The following is a 19,111-nucleotide window of genomic DNA, read 5'->3' as shown; positions in this document are numbered from 1 at the left end:
AAACATATCGGACCAGTCAACTGAGAATCGGATTGGGCAGGTTTTGCGGCACCGGGTGGAGGGTCAGCAGAAGTCCGACCGGGTGTACGTTGAACGATCCCATTACGGACACTCTCTACAACAGTGACCTGCTGTCCTAAGGAGCCTCCCTTGGGCACAAGACCCACTCGACATATCCTTGTGGCCCCTGCCAAGAGCCTGACCGTCTTAAGGCGGGCCGAAACCTAGCATCCGCACACGCTATGCGGTAGTTGGCGGCCGGTCGGGAAGAAGCCACTTGGCAGCCGACGGGAAGCTCATGCGAAGCGAGTATAAACAAGTACAAACAAACTGTTTCAATAAATCGAAACCTTATTGACCTTCCAGAACGGTTCTGACACCATCGAACCTGTTCAGGTGCCATGACAGTTCACATGGAGCCAAAAACGCTTAAGAACGGCCTTCATCGCAGGATGGAGGAGCAGATGCAGAAAGACCGCTGGCACGTGATTTACGAGGATCGGTTCAGAGAGAAGATAGCGGATGGCTGGTCGGTCCTGGTCTTGTGCGCTCAGGATGCCGAGAGGATACGCTCCTCTTGGGTAGGTCAGTGGCAGGTGTTCTGCGTATCACCTGACCGTGCTGATCGTCTGATTGTAGTACAAAAAAAGAACATGGACCCCAAGGTTATCCTCTCTGCGCACGGCGTGACGAGTTTCCTTATGGACCTTGGAATTACAGTGGCAGCAGTCCCGATGGTAAAGGGCGAGACTGTTGAGATTACGCACGAGGGGCAGGTTCTGGTCGGTCACGACCCTAACTAGTCTGCTGGCCGTAACCACCCCAGCGGCTGCTGATAGTCTGGTGATGAGTTTTCGGTCGGACGGTGCGTTCGGCCGCATTGAAACCCATCGAGGTTTCGCGAAACACTACGGTTCTGGCGGTGTCTTGATCCTGCCAGACCATGAGGCTGTTCCGCAAACGGCTGCGGTTGATGCCAATGATTTTAGCGCGCCTCCCCCGGTCCAGCCGCGCGGAGAAGTTCTGAGAGCGATTCACGAAACCGCGCTGCGCTATGCCGGTGATCCAATACTGCGCTCCGTCGAGATGAGCGTGACGGATTGGGTATTCTTCTTCCAAGCCAACGTTGAGATTGAAAGCGCCTACAATCAGACGGCGGTTTCGAGAGTAGGCGCAGTCGGCCTTGGACAGCTAATGCCTGATACCGCCAGGGCGCTCGGTGTCGATCCGCGCAATATTCACCAAAATCTAGACGGCTCTGCCCGTTATCTCCTGATGCTTATGCGAAAGTTCGGAACTCCCGAATTGGCGCTTGCTGGCTATAACGCCGGTCCCGGTGCAGTAGAGAAATATCAAGGAATCCCGCCCTACCGGGAAACAGTCGGCCATGTTGCAAAGGTAATGGCCGCTTTTAATCGGCTCAAAGGAGAATCTGCATGAGCAAGACACTGGTTTATCTCGGCATCATCGCCATTGCGGCGGTGATGCTGGGCGGCGATCCAGCTATGGCGCAGTCCATCGACCTGTCGCCGGTGACGAACCTGCTGCAAGGGATCATCGACACGATTACGGGTCCGCTCGGCATCGCCATCGCGACCCTCGCAGTGGTCGGCGTGGGGATAAGCTGGCTGTTCGGCATCATCGACTTCCGCCAGGCTATGTTCGTCGTCGTTGCGATTGCGATTGTTGCGGGCGCCGCGACCATCACTTCCGCGATCTGGGGCGCACCGTAAGATGGCGGAACGGTCTCCGATTTTCCTTGGTCTCATCCGGCCTCCCCGGCTTCTCGGGCTGCCGATCTTCTATGCGATGCTGTGGATTTTCGGGACCGTTCTCGTCCTGATCTGGTCGCAGTCGCTGCTGACCTTCTTGGTGGCGGCTGCGGCTTACCCGGCGCTGTGGATGGCGGCGGAATGGGACCCGAATTTCATGGACGTGATCCGGGTGGTGTCACAGAACACGCGCCCGACCAAGAACCGCGACGTCTGGAGCGGAGACAGCTATGCCCCGTGATTTCGATGAACGCGGTCCTGCAGCCGTTTCGATGATGCCGAAGTTCACCGGCAAGGAAGCGCGGCTGGCCCTGCATCTGCCCTATGTGCGGCTGGCCGATGATCGGACGATCCGAACCCGCAGTAACGAATTTTTCCAGTGTCTTCGGGTCACTGGCCTCAACAGCTTCACCGCTGACGACGCTGATCTGGACAAGGCGCGCGCGATCTTTGCGACGATCATCGCCCAGGCTGGCGCAGGATTCAGCTTCTACGTCCACAAGGTTTCGCGTGCGGTCGATCTCGCTGCAAAGCCCATTCATGATCGCGGCTTCGCCGGCGCGGTTGATGAGCGCTGGTCGCGCCATCTGGCCGCGGCCGGCCTGCGCGACCGGACCCTGACGATCACCGTCATCAAGCGCCCGGTCGGGGTGTCGCGCGTCCCGTTGCTGCGGCGGCTCTCGGGCGCGACGATGCGAGCGCAGGCCGAAGGGCAGGTTCGCCAGCTCGAAGAGGTCATGAAGTTCCTCGCGCAGAGCTTCACGGGGATGGACGCGCGTGTTCTTACCGCGTCCTCGGGTGAGTTGCTCGGCTTTCTGGAATCCCTCAACACTGGAATTGAGCTGCCGACGTACCCGCGCGGTGGCGTTGGAGCACCGTCCATCGTGGCGGACGATGTGGCGAACGCACGGATCAGCTTCAAAGGCGGCAGGTTCTATGTGACCGGCGGATCGGTGTCGGATCGGGTCGGGCAGATCTTCGCGGTGAAGAACTACCCGCGCCAGACCTACTGCACGATGTTCGACGACCTAGCACTGCCCCTCGACATGGTGGTTACGCACAGCTTCACGCCGGTCAACTCGACAGTCATGGCTGACCGCATCCGTCGCCAGATTCACATGATGCGGTCGGCCGAGGATGCGGCGATCTCGCTGCAACAGGAACTGGTGGCTGCTGCCGACGATCTGGCCTCGCAACGGCTGATCTTTGGCGACCATCACATGACGGTCGCGGTGTTCACCGACAGCGAAAGCAAGCTGGACACGATCGCTGCTGAAATCCGCAACATCGCCGCCGCCTCGGGCGTGAAGATGCTGACCGAACCCTATGCGGCACGGGCGCATCTGTTCGCGCAGCATCCGGGCAATGCGGCTTACCGCGCCCGCCGCGCAGCGATCACCAACATGAACTTCGCGGACATGGCGGCGCTGCACCGGACCCCTCTGGGGAAAGCCCCGCACGAGACGCCGTGGGGCACTCCGCTAGCGATTTTCCCGACCCCGGAGCGGTCAGCCTTCCGGTTCTCGTTCCACGAGCGCGGCCAGCCCTCGGCGGAACCGACGAGCGGCCACACGATCATTCTTGGCCGTTCCGGCTCAGGCAAGTCGGTGCTGGCGACCTTCCTGATGGCGCAGGCCCGGCGGGCGGGCGCCCGCATCTTCGCCTTCGATTACCGCTACGGGCTGGAAATGGGGCTGCGCGCGCTCGGGGGCAGCTACAAGACAATCCGCGGCGGCCAAGCCACGGGGCTGAACCCGCTGTGGGTGGAAACCGATGCCTCAGGCCGGGAATGGCTGACCGACTGGCTGGTGACGCTGCTGGAATCGCGCGGACCGCAGCTCACGCCGCAGCAGACCCATTTCGTGCAGCAGGTGGTGCGGCAGAACGCGGAAGCCCTCGATCCCGCCCTTCGGAATTGGGACGAGTTCGCAGGACAGTTCCGCTCGGCCGACGACGAGGGCGACCTATTCGAGCGGGTGCGCGAATGGGCAGCAGACGGCCGGTTCGGATGGATTTTCGGGGGCACCACCCAAGATACGTTCTCGCTCGATGGCGAGGTGGTCGGCTTCGACCTGACCGGGATTCTCGACACCGATAATGAAACGGCCCGGATGGCGGTCCTGTCCTACATCTTCCGCCGGATCGAGCGGAAGATCGAGGATCGCGAGCCCACCATCGTCCTGATCGACGAAGCGTGGAAGGCGTTCGACAACCCGTACTTCGCGGCCAAGCTGGAGGACTGGCTTGTAACCGCACGCAAGCAGAACACGGTCGTCGTGATGATGACGCAGTTCGCGTCGCAGCTCGAAAAGACGCGGACGGGCAGCACTATCCTGCAGGCGCTGCCGACGCAGATCCTGCTGCCGAACACGCGGGCGAAGGCCAGCGACTACGGCCCGCTGCAACTTACCGACAAGGAGCTGGAAGTGATGCTCGGAGCCTCTCCGGCCTCGCATCTGGCCTTGGTGCGCGACGATCAGGGGTCGGTCGTGATCGACGCCGATCTGTCCCCCTTAGGCCAGTATCTCGCGGTTCTCGGCGGGCTGAAAGCCGGCGAGACAGTCGTAGGGGAGGATTACCGGACGCACCCGGATTTCTGGAGGAAAGCGCAATGATGAAGCGGATGATGGTGCTGGCCCTCGCGCTCGCTGTCAGCGGCTGTGCCACGGCGACGACTGCGCCGGTGAAATCCAAATGTTTCGACGGCTCGGGCCGGGCGGTATGCAAGTTCACGCCGCTACCGGAGCTATGGCAGGAAGCAGTGATGGCCAATGTCTGACCGGAAAAGCCGCCTGCCGCTCGCGGGGGGCCTCTCCGGCTTGATGCTGGCTGCTGTGGCAACGGCCAGCTTCGGCCAGGGCGTCCCGGTAATCGACAGCCACGCTCTCGCGGAGAACGCGAGAGTCCTGCAGCAGATGGTGGCGGATGCGGCGCTGCAGCAGCAGAAGGCAGGGGAACGTGCGAATCTCGATGCGATCAAACAATCGCAGATGGAAGCGCTGCAGCAGATCCTCGATGCATCGAGCCTGACGGCAGGAGGCGACACAGCCACGGTCGTGGCGGGTCTGGAAGCCGGCTCTGCCCCGGAAAATTCGGCCTCCACCGTCTATCCGGTCACGGAAAACTCGGGCGATGTGACGCGCCTCTTTGGCGATGCCTCAGGTTCAGTCGAACAGATCATCATTCAGATCGCGCGCGAGACGCACAGCCTGCCGGGCGTACAGAGTGCAGGCCTTTCGCTCGTCCAGTGGCGCTGCCTGTTGCAGGCGCTGATCTGGCAGGAAAGTCGGTTCAATGCTTCCGCAAGATCTCCGGTGGGCGCCTATGGCCTTACGCAGATCATGGAGGGGACTGCCAAGGATCTCGGCATTCATCCCGCCTATATCAGCGATCCGGTAATCCAAGTGCGCGGCGGTGCGCGCTATCTTGGACAGATGCTAAATATGTTCGACGGCAATGTGGTTCACGCCCTTGCCGCTTATAATGCCGGTCCCGGCAACGTGCAGAAGCACGGGGGCGTCCCACCCTTCAACGAGACCCGGCATTACGTCCAGGCCGTGCCGAACAAGTATAACGAATATCTGGTGAAGGTCGGCGGCATTGATGCGCTCGGGACCATCGAGCCGGGATTGCTGGCGAACGCCGAACTCGGCCTGCAAGGCATGGCTGCGACCGGCTATGGCGATGCGGTGGAAAGGACTACGGCTGCTGCGGCGCAACGGCTCATGGCGATCTTAGACCAGATCGACCAGACGCCGGACCATGCCTCGGCCATGTCGCTCAATTCCTATGCGCGCGCGGAAATCGGGCGGCTCATGGTCCTGATGGCCCGCACGCAGGCCGCCAACGCCAAGCCGATCAGTGCGGAACAGCTCACAATTGCAACATCGCAGGCAGAGGAAAAGGCCTTCCTCGACCTGACAATGGAGGATTTCTAGGATGCGGCATTTCATCAGAAAATTTGCTCTGGCCGCGTGTGTTTCCGGCGGCCTTTTCGGAACGCTGCCTGCTGCCGGCCAAGGGGTGCCAACGATCGACCCGCAGAACCTCGCACAGCAGGTTCAGCAAATCAGGCATATGCTGGAAGATCAGGGCATCCAGACGGAACAGCTCGACGCGCTGCTGGAACAGATCAAGGTTCTGCAAGAGCAATATGCGCGGCTCCAGGCGCTTGAAGCGGCCCTGACGGGCGAGAAAGATATTCTCGCCCTGCTCATGGGGGGTAAGCTGGATTGCCTTCTGAAGCGGGACTTCAATGGCATCCTGAACACCCTGCAAGCCGGTCTGCGGACGGGCGATTGGGCCTCACTGATCGAGGATTCCTGCGGCTCGGTCCACAAGTCGATCGGTCAGGTGATGGCGGAAGCCGGGTTCCCCGGCGGCAAGGTTCAGGAAATGGCACAATCGGGCAACCCCGGCGCAGAGCGCGTGGCCCGGCAGGCGACGACAGGGGCGATGGTCGCAGCCGTGGCGGAGGAAGCCTATGCGCGCTCGGGGGTGAGCGCCGAACGCTTCACGGCGCTTGCGGCCGAAATCCCGAACCAGCCGGACGTGAAGGCGGCGACGGATCACAACTCGCGCATCATGGTCGAGGTCGGGATCACCCTTCTCCAGCTCGTGCAGCTCCAGTCAATGCAGACGGTGGGAGATGGCCTGACCGGCGTAAGCGCCGCCGCGCAGATGGCAGAGGAAAAGCAGTTCATGGACCTGACCATGCCGGAACTGAACTGAAGGGCTGACCGATGCTGAACAGAAAGCGGAAAAACGCGGACTCCGGGGCGGTGGTCGCGGACACCGTGACCGAGGAGATGGTCTATGGCGCGCTACGGCGCGAAGGCCAGTGGAAGGTTCTCGGGATCACCGGCTTGGGCTTTGGTGCGGTCATGGGCCTTGGCATGATGATGCTCGCTCTGAGCCATGAGACCCCGGCTCCGGCTCTGGTACCCTTCGATCCTACGACCGGGATGGCGGTTCCCACGGCCAACGTGACGACGATCTCGATGGGCGAGCGGGCGGCGGTGCAGGAATCGCTGATTTATGCCTATGTGCGCGACCGCGAGACCTACAACCAGCTCGACAACGATCTGCGCGTCCGCTCGGTCTTGAAACGCAGCACGGGCGATGCCGCCGAGACGATGCGGGCGTTGTGGTCGAGCGAAAGCCGCGACTACCCACCCAGAAAGTATGGCGATCGGGCGCGGATGGATGTGGAGGTCGTATCGATCACCCCCATCACCAACGACCGCGCCCAAGTGCGGATCAACAAGCGGCTGCGCGACCAGAACGGCGAGACGGTCGGTTCGTTCACGGTCACGCTGGCCTTCGAGTTCACCCCGGCGGAAACGCGAGAGCTGGCTGATGTCTGGGCCAATCCCTTTGGCTTCCGGGTGCGCGAATACGCGATCACGTCCGACAGGTTCCAATGAGGCAGGCCATGATGAAAGGGATCGTCTTTGCAGCGGCGGCACTCGTTCCGGCGGTCGCAGTGGCGGAAGTCACCCCGCGCGCTGGCGCGCATGACCCGCGCATTCGCGAAGCGCGCTATGTGGATGGCCAAGTCTATAACCTGGCGCTGATGCAGGAGCGCGTCACCAGCATCGAATTCGGGCCCGGAGAAGAAATCGTGTCGGTGGTCGCAGGCGACACGGACAGCTTCGACTTCGACGCAGTGCCGGGCGGACGCGCGGTCGTCGTCAAGCCGCGCATGGCGGGCGCGCGGACGAACATCACCGTGTTCACGGACAAGCACACCTACTACTTCGCCGCCCGAGAATCGAAAGACGCGGAATACTATGCCGTGCGCTTCTCCCATTCGGGCGGCAGCTCCGCCGCCGCGCCGTCGAAGGCTGTCCAGCGGCGCGCGCCGAACGCCAACTACGGGGCCGATGCGCTGACCTCGATCACGCCGCGGCAGGTGTGGGACGATGGGACGTTCACCTATTTCAAGTTCCGCTCGAACGGAGAGATGCCCTCGATCTTCTCGGTGTCGGCTGGTCGTGAGCGATCGGTGAACAGCCAGACCATGAACGACGGCACCGTGCGGGTCTCGGGGACAAGCCCCTATTGGGTACTGCGAGTGGGCGACATCGAAAACACGATTGCGATGATGGGAGCCGTCAAGTGACCCAGGAAGAACCCGATCTCACGGCCCGCCTGAAATCGCTGGACTCCGACCCGGAGCGCGGCCGGCGCTCGCGCCGGTCGCCAGGCGTTATCGCTGCGGCAATCGCCGCCAGCGTCATCCCTGCCGGCTTCGTCTATTACACGCTGTCACGTGGCAGCGCGGAAGCGCCGCTTGCCACGCAGACCTCTAGCGAGTTCCAGCGGGGCGGCTCCGCCTGGGGCGATCTGGAAAACCCGCGTGCGCAACCTGTGGCCCTGTCGCAGCAGGTCAGGGACGAAACCCCACCTGCCCCTGCCCCAGTCGAGAACGAGCCGCAGACCGATCCCGCAACGGCCGAGCTTCTGGATCGGCTGAACGCCATGCAGAGCGAGATCACGGCGCTGCGCGAGGGATCGGCAGACCAAGGACCCGACGCCGAGACGGCAGCGGCGATGGAAGCCTTCCGGCAGCAGCTCGATGACGCTACTGCGGCGGCAACGGACGCTCAAACGCAGGCGGCAGAACGCGAGCGCGAGCTTGAACGCGACTTGCAGGAGCGCGGCCGGCAGATCGCACAACTTGAAAGCGAACTGTCGCTGGCGCGTATCGGGCAGCCGGTGACGGCCGTGCCGGCCGGTGATCCGGTGGGCTTCGACCCTGACCGTGCGGAGTTCGAGCGCCGCCGTCAGGAGGCGGAGGAAGCAGCCGAACGGCGGCGTAACTCCCCGATGATCGCGATCGGCGGTGGTGGCATGGCCGGTGCCGGCGGTGCTGACGGGCAGGCGCAGCAGGAGGCCGCGCGCCTCGATCCGAACGAGGAGTTCGTGCGTAACGCGGGCAAGCCCGCGCCGGTCCAGCGGGCGCAGGTGATCGTCAATCCGTCGAACACGGTGACGCAGGGCACGGTCATCCAGGCGGCCCTTGAAACCGCGCTCGATTCCACCCTCCCCGGTCCGATCCGAGCGGTCGTGACCGAGGATGTTCACTCCTATGACGGCTCGCGCCGCCTGATCCCGCGCGGCAGCAAGCTGATCGGGAAATACTCGGCTGGGGTTGAGATCGGCCAGAACCGCGTGCTGGTAGCCTGGGAGCGGATTATCCTGCCCGACAACCAGAGCGTGACGATCTCGGCCTATGGCGCCGATGAAATCGGCCGCTCGGGCACCACGGGGCGGGTCAACTCGCGCTTCGCCCAACGGTTCGGATCGGCCGCGCTGATCTCTCTGGTGTCGGCGCTTCCCGGCCTCGCAGCCGACGATGTCGATAACGACAACGCCCGTGAAGCGGCAGAGGACGTGGGCGACGATCTGGCGAACGCGACCAGTTCGGTGATGGCGGACTATCTGCGAATTCCGCCGACGATCCAGGTCAAGCAGGGCTCGCGGATCACCGTCATGGTGGACCGTGACCTGGAGATCTTCTGATGACGGGCCGGTCCATCAGCTACTTTTCGCAGGCAATGGCGAAGTTCGGGGACGTGGTGAAGAACGACCGGCTGGTGGAGCTGTGCGTCAACCCCGATGGCCGCGTCTGGATCGAGATGCAGGGCGATCACGCCATGCAAAGCACCGGCCAGACGCTGTCCGAAAGCGAGATGGCTGATCTTGCCCGCAACATCGCCTCGTCGGGCAACAGCACCTTCGGCGCGAAGAAGCCGATTATTTCCGGGTCGGTCATCTATGAGGGGCGGCCAGTCCGGTTCCAGGTCGTCGGCCCCCCGGCGGTCCATCGTGGCACCTCGATCTCGATGCGGTTCTTCTCGACGTTGCCTCTGGAAGAGATAAAGGTGAAGTTCCTGCACGGGGCAGAATACTCGACCGAGAAGGTGCGGCAGGAGCGCGGAGCCGAGCTGCGCACTCTCGTTGCCGCCGGTGATGTGGAAGCGGCCTGCCGCTTCTGCATCGACCACAAGCTCAACATGATCGTGTCTGGTGGAACCTCGACCGGTAAGACCGTGCTGGCGCGCAAGCTGCTCTCCTATGTCGGTCCGAGCGAACGGCTGGTGACAATCGAGGAAGCAGCGGAACTGCTACCGCCGCAGGCGAATGTCGTCACGCTGCTGTCGGATCGCGAAGAGGATTCCGTGCGGACCACGGATGCGCTGCTGACTTCGGCGCTGCGAATGCGGCCGGATCGGCTGATCGTAGGTGAGGTCCGGGGCGCCGAGGCAATGACCTTTCTGGAAGCGATCAACACGGGGCATGGCGGCTCGATGACGACGCTCCATGCCGAGACACCGCAACTGGCAATTGCACGCCTGGCGATTGCGGCGCTCAAGTCGAACCTGCCGATGACCTATCAGGATATGCTGGCCTATATCCGGGGGTCGATCGACGTGATCGTGCAGGCTGCACGGGACAATGGCGAGCGGGGGATCACCGAGTTCTACCTGCCCTCGCGGATGGCTGAAGGAGACACGCCATGAAACGACTGGCCCTGATGATCGCGCTGGCGCTGCCGCAGATGGCGGGCGCGCAGTCCGATCCCTTCATGGATCTGACCATGCCCAACCTGGGCGCTCCTGCCGGCCAGGAAGACGTCGCCCCGCCTGATGGGGCTGCAGTGCCACAGCCTGACCCGTTCGTGGACCTGACCATGCCAGATATGTCGGAAAGGACGGCCGAACCCTCGCTTTACGGCTGCCCGCCGCAAGAACGTCCGGCGTGGCGGGAGAACCTGTCTGGAAGGGAGGTCTACAAATCTCGCCTTCTGACTGAAATCTACGATGCGATCTGGATTCGAAATGTGGAGAGTGCCGGCACCTGCAACTGCGAGACGCGCGTTCCCTCCTGGGACGAGGCTGATCTGATCTACCAGACCATCTTCGCAAACATGGATATTTCTGACCAAAAGAACGCTGAACTTAAGATTAACGTAGCAAACCGTATCCGCCGCCGCGAAGCCGAAAAGCTCTGCAACAAGGAAATGCAGTAATGGCTATCGTCTCGTGGATGGTCGAATCGAGCGAAAGCTTCCTCGACAACATCGCTCAAACCACGTTCGGATCGCTGATCGGCGCAGCCGGCACAGTTGGGGCGTTGATGTCAACCTTGGCGATCGTGCTTGTCGCCGCAAATGCGACGCTTCAATACCGCAGCGTGGATGCCCGGACCTCGATCCTGCTGATCGTCAAGCTGACGCTGGTGTCGGTATTCGCGCTCAACTGGGCGCAGTTTAATCTCGTGACCAATGCCATTGAGACTGGCATCCAGACCATAGCGGGGCAGATCATTGGCTCGATTGGCGGTTCGTCGACTGCGGATTCTACGTACTTCGCTGGAGAATTTGACAAGTTTCTCGATTATCAGCAGCGTGTCTCGAACACCGCCATCGAGCGGATGAACTGGGTCGGCGGGGGCGTCTGGGGCGTTGTCGCCTCCTTCCTGCTTGGCGTCACGGCGGCGCTGGCTGGGGCCGTGATGGTGTTCGCCAAGATCATGCTGACTCTCTATGTGGGCATCGCCCCGATCATGATTATCATGACGATTTTCAAGGTCACGTCTGATTATTTTGAAAACTGGCTGTCCGGCCTCATCAGCTATATGCTGTATCCGCTCATCATGGCGGCCGTGTTTTCGGTGGTGTTCGGCATGACCGATGGGATCATTGATCGCATGAACAATATCGCTGCGGCGACTTCGTTGGGCCAGCTCCTGCCCTTCATCGTCATGGTGTTCCTCGCGATCATCGGAATCCTTCTAGTTCCCATGATCGTTCGCCAGATCAGCGGCAATATCACGCTTGCCTCTCCTATGGCCGCTCCGATGGCAGCGGTCGGCATCATGGCCGCAGCCAAGACGGCCGGCGTGTCGGCGGTTGCGACCGAGGCAACCACAACCGCCGTCCGGACCACGGCGCAGGGAGCGTCTGCCGCTGCTGGCGCTATGGCAAGGCTGGCGCGATCGAACCGCGTCCAAGGCAGCCCCTGATCAAAGGCCACGGCAGAAGAATAAAAAAAGTTGGGATAACTGGGGCCGCACCGTCCGTCATTGCGGCGTGGTGACGGCCATCGGTTACCTGCCGGGACTGATCGCAGGATGTGGAACGACTAGAAGCCTACGCCAACCTGCGAAGCAGGCCACCGGCCGATTTGAGCCCACAGCGGTCATTCAGACACAGTGCAGCGCAACAGAGATCTCGCAGAAGCAGAAAGATGCTCCGCTCAACGCTCAAAGATTGACGATCTATTTCGATTATTCTAGAATTATGGTTTAAGGAGCTGATCCATGGACATCGACCTTGCCGCCTCCCGCCTTGCCGCGCTTGGCAACCCAACACGGCTGCGGCTTTATCGACTGCTTGTCCGGGCTGGCGATCCGGGGCTGTCGGTTGGACAGATCCAGGAAAGGCTGGGCATCCCGGGCTCGACGCTGTCTCATCATTGTCGCGCCCTGGTTCGGGTCGATCTGATCCAGCAGGAACGGGTTGGCACCTCCCTGATTTGCCGGACCAACTACCCCGTGATGCGCGGCCTGATCGATGACCTGGCGGCGGAATGCTGCGCCGATGCCTGCGGCCCGGGGACCTGATCATGCCTTTCTGCGCGACATATTTCGATATTTCCAGCAAAACGGGAGCTGCATGATGGCAAGGACAGTTGCTATTCTTGGCGCGGGGCCAGTCGGGCTGGCAGCGGCGGCGCATGTTCTGGAACGCGGGATGCGGCCACTGATCCTGGAACAGGGCATTGCCGTCGGCCATTCCGTTCGCGAATGGGGCCATGTGCCGATGTTCTCGAACTGGCGGTTCAACATCGACGCGGCCGCGGAGCGGCGGCTGAAGCATGCGGGCTGGCAAGCGCCCGACCCTGAGGCGCACCCAACAGGCGCGGAGCTTGTGGAGGGCTATCTCGAACCGCTCGGACAGACGCTTGCCCCATGGCTGCGCTTGGGACGCCATATCTTGGCAGTCTCGCGAGAGGGGATCGACAAGGTCAAGGATGCAGGCCCCGTCACGGCGCCGTTCGTGATCGAGACCGAAGGCCCGACAGGCGACGAGCGGTATCATGCCGACGCGGTGATTGACGCAACCGGCACCTGGTTCCAGCCAAACCCGGGCGGTTCTGGCCGTCCCGTGCGGGGCGAGATGGGTCACCTTCGGATCAGCTACGGCATGCCCGACGTCGCGGGGCGGGAACGGGAGCGCTATTCAGGCAAGCGGGCCGCGGTGCTGGGTGGCGGCCATTCCGCCATCGGGACGCTGATCGCGCTGTCCGGCCTGCCCGGCACCACGGCGCTCTGGCTTTGTCGGGCTCCCACAACTGCTCGGGCACTGGGCGGCGGCGCGGGGGATCAGCTCGCGGCGCGCGGTGCACTTGGCACTGACATGGCGAGGCTGGTGGACAGCGGCAGCATTCGGCTTGAAAGCGGGTTCCACCTCGCCGCCGTCGAGGGGTCCACGCCGCTGACTGCCGTGTCTGCGGATGGCAGACACATCGAGGTGGATGAGCTGGTCATCGCGACGGGCTTTCGGCCGGACCTGTCTTTCCTGCGCGAACTGCGGGTGGCGCTCGACCCGGCGCTGGAATGTCCGCCCGCGCTGGCCCCTCTGATCGACCCGAACCTCCACTCCTGCGGCACCGTCCGTCCGCACGGCGCGGCAGAGCTGGCCCATCCGGAGCCAGGCTTCTACATCGCCGGCATGAAGTCCTATGGCCGGGCGCCGACCTTCCTTCTGGCCACCGGGCATGAGCAGGTCCGCTCGATCGTCGCTGCCATTGCAGGGGATCATGAAGCCGCTGCCCGGGTGGAGCTTGTCCTGCCGGAGACCGGCGTTTGCAGCGGCCCCGGCCCACGGGCTGCAAAGGCAGTGACCGCCACCTGCTGCGGTGGTCCTGCCCTGACGCGTGCCGATGCCTGCTGTGCTGCAGACGAAGCCGCCAAGGATAGCGGCGCGTCGGGCTGCGGCTGCGGCACGTCGGCCGAACCCGTGAAAGCCGCCGCATGCTGCTGAGATTGCCGCAGGCCCGGCGCGGTGCGGTCGTGGCATGCCTCGGCACGACGCAGACAGTTGGCTGGGCCGCAAGCTATTACATTCCTGCCGTTCTCGCGACACCGATGGCGTCCAGCTTCGGCTTGTCGCCGGTCTGGGTCTTCGGCGCCTTCTCCATGGCGATGGTCGTCTCGGCCGTGATCGGTCCCTGGGCTGGCGCGCGGATCGACCGGATCGGCGGGCGGGGGGTGCTGATGTTGTCGAACCTCGTCTTCGCCTGCGGGCTGACACTGCTTGCGGTGGCGCCGTCGCCAGCGGTTTTGTTCCTGGGTTGGGCGGTGGTCGGGCTCGGTATGGGAATGGGGCTCTACGAAGCTGCCTTTGCCACACTCGCAGGCATCTATGGTCGCGCGGCGCGCGGGCCAATCACCGGCATCACCCTGATTGCCGGGTTTGCCAGCACGGTGGGCTGGCCCCTGTCAGGATTGATGCTGGCCACCTGGGGATGGCGCGAGGCCTGTCTCGGCTGGGCGCTGGTCCACCTTTGCCTCGCGCTGCCGCTGAACGCGCTCTTGCCCCGGCAGACGGAGCGCATTGCCGCACCGGCGATGGTCGAGCCCGAAGGCCCGCCGCCCTCCCGGTTTGCCTTGTGGTTGCTGGCCTTTGTCTTTGCCGCCACCTGGTTCAACTCCACCGCCATGGCGGCCCATCTGCCGGGCCTGTTGCAGGCCGCGGGTGCCAGCACGGCGGTCGCGATTGCAGCGGGCGCCCTGATCGGCCCGGCGCAGGTTGCGGCGCGGGTTCTGGAATTCGGGCTTCTGCGGCGGCTCCATCCGCTCACCTCGGCCCGGCTGGCAGCCTCGGCCCATCCCGTTGCCGCCGTCTGCCTGACAGCCTTTGGCGGACCTGCCGCATACGCATTTGCGGTCCTGCACGGGGCAGGAAACGGCATCCTCACTATTGCCAAGGGAACGCTTCCTCTGGCCCTGTTCGGGGCCGCAGGCTATGGCGCGCGCCTCGGCTGGCTGAATGCGCCCGCGCGCGTCCTCCAGGCGGCGGCCCCACTGATCTTTGGCGCGGCGCTGGCAAGCTGGGGCTCGTCGGCAATCTGGCTGACGGCGGGGGTCGGGCTGCTGGCGACGGGAGCGCTGTTCCTGCTCAGACAGAGCTGAGGCGCCGCGCGGCCTGCCAGCTTGCCAGCGCCATGACCCCGGCGGTCGCCAGGCACAGCGGCAGCCCGCCCATCTGGTAGCTGAGCCCGGAGAGGAGCGTGCCGATCAGGCGGCCCGCCGCATTGGCCATGTAGTAGAAGCCCACGTCCCGCGTGATCCGTTCCGCCGATCCAAAAGCCAGGATCAGGTAGGAATGGACCGAGGAGTTGACGGCGAAGACAAAGCCGAAGGCCAGAAGCCCGGTGATCAGGGTCGCAGTCAGCCAGACCGACGGCCCGCCCGCAGCCCATGCCGCTCCCGCCAGCAGAAAGGGGATCGGCACCAGCAATCCCGACCAGAAGATCGCCTTGTGGGTGGTCTCCGCCACGGGCTGGCCCTTGCTGCCCAGAAGGCGCGGCGCAAAGGCCTGCACGGCGCCATAGGCGATGATCCAGAGCGCGAGGAAGCTGCCGATCAGGAAGAACGCCTCGCGCCGCCCTTCGGCTGTGCCGTCCGACAGGACAGACTGGAAATAGACCGGCACGCCCACCACGAACCAGACATCGCGCGCGCCGAACAGGAACATGCGCGCGAGGCTGAGGCGGTTGACGCGGACGTCCTTCGACCGCCAGCCGCTCCAGGCTTCGTCGGACTTCATGCGGCCGGGCAGGCCTGCGGGCAGGAACAGGACGACCGCGATCAGGATCAGGGCCAGCACCCCGGCCATGCCCCAGACCGCCGCCTCGAAGCCTGCCAGCGCCAGCAGCGCCGCGCCGAGGAAGAAGCCGAGACCCTTCACCGCGTTCTTCGATCCGGTCAGCACGGCCACCCAGCGAAACAGCCCGCCCGCCTCCTGGGGGGCCAGCAGCTTGACGGCCGATTTCGAGGACATCTTGGCCAAGTCCTTGGCCACGCCGGACACGCCCTGCACCGCCATGACAAAGGCAACAGATGCCGCGACACCCCAGCCGGGGTCCAGCTGCGCCAGGGAAATCAACGCACCGATCTGCAGCGCCAACCCGCCATAAAGCGTCGCGGCAAGCCCGAACCGCGCGGCCAGCCAGCCGGCGGCCAGGTTGGTGACGATGCCTGCAACCTCATAGAGCAGGAACAGCCAGGCAAGCTGGACGGGCGTGAAGCCCAGCGTGTTGAAGTGCAGCAGCACCAACATCCGCAGCGCGCCGTCCGACAGCATGAAGGCCCAGTAGGCCGCGGTGACGGCAGCATAGGCGCGCAAGGGATCGGGCGGCGGGGCAGCCCGGCTCACGGCGTCGCTCATAAGGACCCCGCCACCATGCGCGCGATGTCAGCCAACCGACAGGCATAGCCCCACTCGTTGTCATACCAGGCGTAGATCTTCACCTGCGTGCCGTTGATCACCATGGTGGAAAGCCCGTCGATGATCGAAGACCGCAGGTCGTTGGTGAAGTCGCAGGACACCAGCGGTCGCGTCTCATAGCCGAGGATGCCTTTCAGCGGGCCCTCTGCGGCGGCAGCGAACAGGGCGTTCACCTCCTCTGCCGTCGTCGCGCGCTCCACCTCGAACACGCAGTCGGTCAGGGATGCGTTCAGCAGCGGCACCCGCACGGCATGGCCGTTCAGGCGGCCCTTCAGTTCGGGATAGATCAGCGTGATCGCCGTGGCGCTGCCGGTCGTCGTGGGGATCAGGTTCATCAGGGCCGACCGCGCCCGGCGCATGTCCTTGGCCGGGCGATCCACGATGGTCTGGGTGTTGGTGACATCGTGGATGGTCGTGATCGAGCCGTGGCGGATGCCAAGCGCCTCGTGGATCACCTTCACCACCGGGGCAAGGCAGTTCGTAGTGCAGGAGGCCGCCGTGATCAGGGTCTGCGAACCGTCGTAGAGGTCATGGTTCACCCCGTAGACGAGATTCAGCGCGCCGCCATCCTTGACCGGCGCGCTGACGACCACCTTCTTCACCCCGGCTGCGTAGTAAGGCGCCACCTTGGCGGCGGTCTTGAACACCCCCGTGCAGTCGATCACCAGATCGACGCCCAGTTCGGCGAGCGGCAAGGCCTCGATGGTCTTCCCATGCGTCAGGCGGATGGCGCGGCCATCCAGCACCAGCGCGCCATCCTGATAGCCGACAGGCGTGCGCCAGCGGCCATGGACGGAGTCGAACTCCATCAGCAGCGCGTGCTGCTCGGCATCGCCCACAGGGTCGTTCAGAAGCACGATCTCGCCAGCGGCACCAGTGTCGATGAGGTCGCGCAGGACAAGTTTTCCGATCCGGCCGAGGCCGTTCAGGGCGATGCGGGGCATCGGATCAGCCTTTCACGGGAAGGTCGGTGCCGATGGCATCGACATGGGCTTGCAGGGACATCCGGCTCAGGCTGGCGAAGGGCAGCTCGACGAAGGCTTCAATCCGGCGGCGCAGTGCCGCGTAGGTCTGGGCGAAGGCCAGCGCCTTCTCCGCATCCGTCCCAGTGGCCTTCACCGGGTCGGGGAGCCCCCAGTGGCCGGTGATCGGCTGACCCGGCCAGGGCGGGCATTCCTCGGCTGCTGCCGTGTCGCAGACGGTGAAGACAAAGTCCATCACCGGTGCATCCGGCTGCTGGAATTCCGAGATGTGCTTGGACCGCAGTCCCGCGATGTCGTGTCCGTTGCGCGTGAGGATCTCCAGCGCAACGGGGTTGAGCTGAGTGTTGGGGCGGGTGCCGGCCGAGAAGGCCTGGAACTTGCCGCGGCCGAGGTCGCACAGCAGCACCTCGGCAAAGATCGAACGGGCGGAGTTTCCCGAACAGATGAACAGCACGTCGAAGTCGGCATCGCGCATGGCAGCGTCCTTCCGGGAGATCAGGAGGGGAGCAAGAAGATCGGGCCGGGCCCGGCCCACGTCGAGTGCGAGGTAGCCGATCAGCCCCTCGGCCGTATCAAGATCGACCGCGTAGAACAGCGACCGCCCATGACGCTCGACCTGCACCAGGCCGGAGGCGGTGAGGTCGGAGAGGTGATGCGACAGCGTGTTCTGCTTCAACCCGAGCGCTTCGGCGATCTCGGTCGGGCGCACGCCGCGTGGCGCGAAGCGCATAAGCAGGCGAAACACGGCCAGCCGGTCGGGATGACCAAGGGTGGTGAAAGCAAGGGCAGCGCGGCTCGTTTCCATATTTCCCGAATGTCGGAAATAAGGGCTCGAGTCCAGTGAAGTTTTGATGACAGTTTGGCTGTTCTGCCGGTGTTGGTCGCGATCTTGCTCGTGTCAGCCATCAAGATCTGGCGACACGGCTGAGATCACGTCGCCGCCGTGAGGTTCACCCGCTTCATCAGGGCCTGCGCAGTCTCTTTCCGCTCGCTGTAGCGGTCGGTCAGGAAGCCCGACAGGTCGCGGGTCAGCAGCGTGAACTTCACCAGCTCTTCCATCACGTCCACAATGCGGTCGTAGTAGCTCGAGGGGCGCATCCGGCCGGCCGCGTCGAACTCGTCATAAGCCTTGGCGACCGAGGATTGGTTCGGGATCGTGATCATCCGCATCCAGCGACCAAGGACGCGCATCTGGTTCACGGCGTTGAAGGACTGCGAGCCTCCAGACACCTGCATCAGCGCCAGGGTGCGGCCTTGAGTGGGTCGGATTGCCCCCATCGACAGCGGAATCCAGTCGATCTGGGACTTCATCACGCCGGTCATGGCACCATGCCGCTCGGGACTGGTCCAGACCTGCCCCTCGGACCACAGGCACAGCTCGCGCAACTCCTGCACCTTGGGATGCGAGGCCTCGGCATCGTCGGGCAGCGGCAGACCGTTGGCGTGGAAGACGCGCGTCTCGCAGCCGAAGTGGCGCAGCAGGCGCTCGGCCTCCAGCGTGGCGAAGCGGCTGTAGGCGCGTTCCCGCAGCGAGCCGTAGAGCAGGAGGATGCGCGGGGGATGGGTCGCGCGGGAAACCGTGGGCAGGCTCGGCTGGCGGACGGCGTCGGGCGACAGGTTCGGCAGATCGGGGATCATGCGCGGGCCTCCTTCAGCGCCACATCTTCGGAAAACCAGCGGCTCCCCAGCCACAAGGCCACATTGACCAGCCCGATCAGCACCGGCACCTCGACCAGTGGGCCGATCACGGCGGCGAAGGCCACCGGCGAGGCCAAGCCGTAGGCTGCAATGGCCACCGCAATGGCCAGTTCGAAGTTGTTGCCGGCGGCGGT

The 19,111-nt window shown here is 63.9% G+C and carries 21 protein-coding genes and 1 pseudogene; 17 read left to right on the top strand and 5 right to left on the bottom strand.

Going from position 1 to position 19,111, the window contains the following annotated elements; all coding sequences use genetic code 11:
* Nucleotides 1–413: 413 nt before the first annotated feature.
* The 17 genes from Q4F04_RS10130 (at nucleotide 414) to Q4F04_RS10050 (ending at nucleotide 14,978) form a co-directional block, all read left to right on the top strand.
* Nucleotides 414–803 carry a hypothetical protein gene (locus Q4F04_RS10130; protein ID WP_303369707.1) on the top strand — a complete coding sequence of 130 codons (390 nt, stop codon included), beginning with the start codon at nucleotides 414–416 and terminating at the stop codon, nucleotides 801–803.
* 37 nt (nucleotides 804–840) lie between these two features.
* Nucleotides 841–1,440, top strand: coding sequence for a lytic transglycosylase domain-containing protein (locus tag Q4F04_RS10125; protein WP_303369709.1), 600 nt, complete (start codon nucleotides 841–843; stop codon nucleotides 1,438–1,440).
* Nucleotides 1,437–1,733 (top strand): TrbC/VirB2 family protein, encoded by a 297-nt coding sequence (locus tag Q4F04_RS10120; RefSeq protein ID WP_136652211.1) that lies wholly within the window; start codon nucleotides 1,437–1,439, stop codon nucleotides 1,731–1,733. Before Q4F04_RS10125 ends, Q4F04_RS10120 begins: the two co-directional genes overlap by 4 nt.
* Nucleotide 1,734: 1 nt before the next feature.
* Nucleotides 1,735–2,013 (top strand): type IV secretion system protein VirB3, encoded by a 279-nt coding sequence (locus Q4F04_RS10115; RefSeq protein WP_303369706.1) that lies wholly within the window; start codon nucleotides 1,735–1,737, stop codon nucleotides 2,011–2,013.
* The gene (locus Q4F04_RS10110) at nucleotides 2,003–4,387 is read left to right on the top strand and encodes a type IV secretion system protein B4 (protein WP_303369705.1); all 2,385 of its coding nucleotides are present in this window, start codon (nucleotides 2,003–2,005) and stop codon (nucleotides 4,385–4,387) included. The genes Q4F04_RS10115 and Q4F04_RS10110 overlap by 11 nt, the downstream gene beginning before the upstream one ends.
* Nucleotides 4,384–4,551 carry a hypothetical protein gene (locus Q4F04_RS10105; protein ID WP_303369704.1) on the top strand — a complete coding sequence of 56 codons (168 nt, stop codon included), beginning with the start codon at nucleotides 4,384–4,386 and terminating at the stop codon, nucleotides 4,549–4,551. The genes Q4F04_RS10110 and Q4F04_RS10105 overlap by 4 nt, the downstream gene beginning before the upstream one ends.
* A complete protein-coding gene (locus Q4F04_RS10100; protein WP_303369703.1) occupies nucleotides 4,544–5,710 on the top strand; it encodes a transglycosylase SLT domain-containing protein in 1,167 nt (388 codons plus the stop codon). Before Q4F04_RS10105 ends, Q4F04_RS10100 begins: the two co-directional genes overlap by 8 nt.
* Before the next feature lies 1 nt (nucleotide 5,711).
* Nucleotides 5,712–6,503, top strand: a complete 792-nt coding sequence (locus Q4F04_RS10095) for a type IV secretion system protein (RefSeq protein ID WP_303369702.1) — start codon at nucleotides 5,712–5,714, stop codon at nucleotides 6,501–6,503.
* Nucleotides 6,504–6,514: 11 nt separating this feature from the next.
* A complete protein-coding gene (locus Q4F04_RS10090) occupies nucleotides 6,515–7,198 on the top strand; it encodes a virB8 family protein (protein WP_303369701.1) in 684 nt (227 codons plus the stop codon).
* Nucleotides 7,199–7,206: 8 nt separating this feature from the next.
* Nucleotides 7,207–7,896, top strand: coding sequence for a TrbG/VirB9 family P-type conjugative transfer protein (locus Q4F04_RS10085; protein WP_303369700.1), 690 nt, complete (start codon nucleotides 7,207–7,209; stop codon nucleotides 7,894–7,896).
* On the top strand, nucleotides 7,893–9,299 hold the full coding sequence (locus Q4F04_RS10080) for a TrbI/VirB10 family protein (RefSeq protein ID WP_303369699.1): 1,407 nt from the start codon (nucleotides 7,893–7,895) through the stop codon (nucleotides 9,297–9,299). The genes Q4F04_RS10085 and Q4F04_RS10080 overlap by 4 nt, the downstream gene beginning before the upstream one ends.
* Nucleotides 9,300–9,334: 35 nt before the next feature.
* Nucleotides 9,335–10,300, top strand: a complete 966-nt coding sequence (locus Q4F04_RS10075; protein ID WP_303369708.1) for an ATPase, T2SS/T4P/T4SS family — start codon at nucleotides 9,335–9,337, stop codon at nucleotides 10,298–10,300.
* Nucleotides 10,297–10,809, top strand: coding sequence for a hypothetical protein (locus Q4F04_RS10070; protein WP_303369698.1), 513 nt, complete (start codon nucleotides 10,297–10,299; stop codon nucleotides 10,807–10,809). Before Q4F04_RS10075 ends, Q4F04_RS10070 begins: the two co-directional genes overlap by 4 nt.
* The gene (locus Q4F04_RS10065) at nucleotides 10,809–11,804 is read left to right on the top strand and encodes a type IV secretion system protein (RefSeq protein WP_303369697.1); all 996 of its coding nucleotides are present in this window, start codon (nucleotides 10,809–10,811) and stop codon (nucleotides 11,802–11,804) included. Before Q4F04_RS10070 ends, Q4F04_RS10065 begins: the two co-directional genes overlap by 1 nt.
* A gap of 297 nt (nucleotides 11,805–12,101) precedes the next feature.
* A complete protein-coding gene (locus Q4F04_RS10060) occupies nucleotides 12,102–12,404 on the top strand; it encodes a helix-turn-helix transcriptional regulator (protein WP_303369696.1) in 303 nt (100 codons plus the stop codon).
* The gene (locus Q4F04_RS10055; protein WP_368660713.1) at nucleotides 12,355–13,827 is read left to right on the top strand and encodes an NAD(P)-binding domain-containing protein; all 1,473 of its coding nucleotides are present in this window, start codon (nucleotides 12,355–12,357) and stop codon (nucleotides 13,825–13,827) included. The genes Q4F04_RS10060 and Q4F04_RS10055 overlap by 50 nt, the downstream gene beginning before the upstream one ends.
* A gap of 2 nt (nucleotides 13,828–13,829) precedes the next feature.
* Entirely contained in the window at nucleotides 13,830–14,978 is a 1,149-nt protein-coding gene (locus tag Q4F04_RS10050) for an MFS transporter (RefSeq protein ID WP_303369694.1), read from the top strand.
* Here the strand turns inward: Q4F04_RS10050 and arsJ are convergent.
* The 5 genes and pseudogenes from arsJ to Q4F04_RS10025 form a co-directional block, all read right to left on the bottom strand.
* Nucleotides 14,965–16,236 carry an organoarsenical effux MFS transporter ArsJ gene (gene arsJ, locus Q4F04_RS10045; RefSeq protein ID WP_303369693.1) on the bottom strand — a complete coding sequence of 424 codons (1,272 nt, stop codon included), beginning with the start codon at nucleotides 16,234–16,236 and terminating at the stop codon, nucleotides 14,965–14,967. The genes Q4F04_RS10050 and arsJ overlap by 14 nt on opposite strands.
* Nucleotides 16,233–17,240: an ArsJ-associated glyceraldehyde-3-phosphate dehydrogenase gene (locus Q4F04_RS10040; protein ID WP_303369692.1), complete on the bottom strand. Its 1,008-nt coding sequence runs from the start codon at nucleotides 17,238–17,240 to the stop codon at nucleotides 16,233–16,235. Before Q4F04_RS10040 ends, arsJ begins: the two co-directional genes overlap by 4 nt.
* A gap of 4 nt (nucleotides 17,241–17,244) precedes the next feature.
* Nucleotides 17,245–18,084 carry a metalloregulator ArsR/SmtB family transcription factor gene (locus tag Q4F04_RS10035; protein WP_303369691.1) on the bottom strand — a complete coding sequence of 280 codons (840 nt, stop codon included), beginning with the start codon at nucleotides 18,082–18,084 and terminating at the stop codon, nucleotides 17,245–17,247.
* A gap of 125 nt (nucleotides 18,085–18,209) precedes the next feature.
* Nucleotides 18,210–18,917: an arsenical resistance protein ArsH gene (gene arsH / locus Q4F04_RS10030; protein WP_303369690.1), complete on the bottom strand. Its 708-nt coding sequence runs from the start codon at nucleotides 18,915–18,917 to the stop codon at nucleotides 18,210–18,212.
* Nucleotides 18,914–19,111: pseudogene (locus tag Q4F04_RS10025) on the bottom strand (arsenical-resistance protein); the annotation flags it as partial. The gene arsH and the pseudogene Q4F04_RS10025, both read right to left, overlap by 4 nt.

Origin of the sequence: Paracoccus sp. (in: a-proteobacteria), assembly GCF_030536915.1 — a bacterium.
In the GTDB taxonomy this organism is placed as follows: Bacteria; Pseudomonadota; Alphaproteobacteria; order Rhodobacterales; family Rhodobacteraceae; genus Paracoccus.
The sequence above is the reverse complement of the archived record's forward strand: the minus strand, read 5'-3'. Positions and strand labels throughout refer to the sequence as shown.